Genomic DNA, 1716 nt, shown 5'->3' with positions numbered 1-1716 from the left:
GGTCTCTGCAGACTTAAAAGACGCAAAATATAACAAAGCCCCCCTCTTCTCTTTACCTGATATACATGAGAAGAGCACCGTCAATCTGAGTGACTATAAAGGCAAAGTGGTACTGGTAGATTTTTGGGCCTCATGGTGTGGTCCATGCCGTCAGTCGATGCCCGAATATAATCAACTTCGCAAGCGCCTGCACAGTAAACAAAACGGTAAAGACTTTGAAATTCTTGCTGTCAATGTTGACGTCACCACTGAAGAAGCGATGCGTTTTCTTGAACAGTACCCAGTGGATTTTCCGGTACTGGAAGAACGAAGTGGGAAATCCCAACAGGCTTACGAGCTACTCACCATGCCTACATCATTTTTGATAGATCGAGAAGGTTATATTCGCATTGCTCATCAGGGGTTTAACACGGGGTTTATTCGTTACCTCGAGAAAGAAGTCAACATGCTGCTTCAGGAGTAAACATTTAGTCTTTACCGTTTTCCGTTATTAGATTCGCATTAGTCCCATTTTCTTTGATACATTAGCGCTTCAGAACACCTTTTTGACTATCAATAATTACGGTAAAGATCATGGCTCCTAAAGTTATTCAGAACTGGCATACTGTTGTGAAAACACGAGATATCAATGCTCTAGACAATTTATTGGCTGATAACGCCACGATGTTTTCTCCGGTAGTTCATACTCCGCAAAGAGGCAAAGCCATTACAAAACTATACCTAATGGGCGCAATGCAAACGATTGCGAATGAACACTTCAAATATATTCAAGAAGTTTACAACGACCATTTTGCCGTGCTCGAATTCGAAACCCTTATTGACGGCAAAACCGTCAATGGTGTCGACATGATCACCTGGAACGAAGATGATCAAATAACTGAATTCAAAGTCATGCTGCGCCCTCTTCAGGGCATCAATGCCGTTCACAAGGCAATGGGTGAAGCGCTCGCAAAATTTCAACAAGGACAATAAACTCGTCATCACGGGGAAGCTCGCTGTGCAGTTTTCCTAATGACAAGCCAAATAGAGATTTATTGATATGAAAAGATCCTTGAAACTCCCAAGTCTTTCAAATGTATTAAGCTATGTGGTGGCTACATTAGCGATCATCGCGACGCTCTATGGCCTAGTGCTTGGCCTGCGCCTGGTTCCACCAGACCAGCTACGAATAGCAGCGGGAGTAGAAGGTAGTGCCTATTATCAAATAGCGCAACAATACCGAGAAATTTTAGCTGAGGATGGTCTTCAATTAGAGATAGTCGAAACCGCTGGTTCACGCGAAAATAGTAAACTGATTGATGCCACGAATAGCACGGTAGACATCGCCCTGATCCAAGGCGGCATTAAATCAAGCAACCCCAATATCAACGCATTGGCAGCCGTCTTTCCAGAGCCGCTCTTAGCCTTCGCCAGAGTTGAAGCCCAAGTCAACGGCAACCCGTTTTCATGGACAGGGAAACGCGTTGCACTGGGTGCACAAGGTAGCGGTACTCGAGCTGTAGTTGAGCAATTAGCAGAGATTAGCGCTGCGCCAGCCCTCAGTAATAATACAGCTCCCGAAGCATTCTTGGGCGGCAAAGCCGCTTCCGAAGCCCTACTCTCGGGCAATCTCGACCTGGCATTTTTTGTTGCGCCACTTAGCGCACCTTATCTTCAAGCCTTATATGATAATCCGGCGATCCAGTTATTGCCGCTTGATCATGGCCAAGCACTCGC

Annotated in this window: 3 protein-coding genes; all 3 read left to right on the top strand. The window is 45.5% G+C overall.

Going from position 1 to position 1716, the window contains the following annotated elements; translation table 11 throughout:
* On the top strand, nucleotides 1-463 hold a 463-nt coding region (locus A3763_RS19035), incomplete at its 5' end, for a TlpA disulfide reductase family protein (protein ID WP_068760348.1).
* A 110-nt stretch (nucleotides 464-573) separates the two neighbouring features.
* Nucleotides 574-972 carry a nuclear transport factor 2 family protein gene (locus A3763_RS19030; RefSeq protein ID WP_068513165.1) on the top strand — a complete coding sequence of 133 codons (399 nt, stop codon included), beginning with the start codon at nucleotides 574-576 and terminating at the stop codon, nucleotides 970-972.
* Nucleotides 973-1039: 67 nt separating this feature from the next.
* On the top strand, nucleotides 1040-1716 hold a 677-nt coding region (locus A3763_RS19025), incomplete at its 3' end, for a TAXI family TRAP transporter solute-binding subunit (RefSeq protein ID WP_197482981.1).

The organism is Oleiphilus sp. HI0128 (genome assembly GCF_001635365.1).
The sequence above is the reverse complement of the archived record's forward strand: the minus strand, read 5'-3'. Positions and strand labels throughout refer to the sequence as shown.

Excerpts from the sequence above, each read along its gene's own strand:
- A3763_RS19030 (WP_068513165.1), top strand. The coding sequence starts at position 574 with ATGGCTCCTAAAGTTATTCAGAACTGGCATACTGTTGTGAAAACACGA.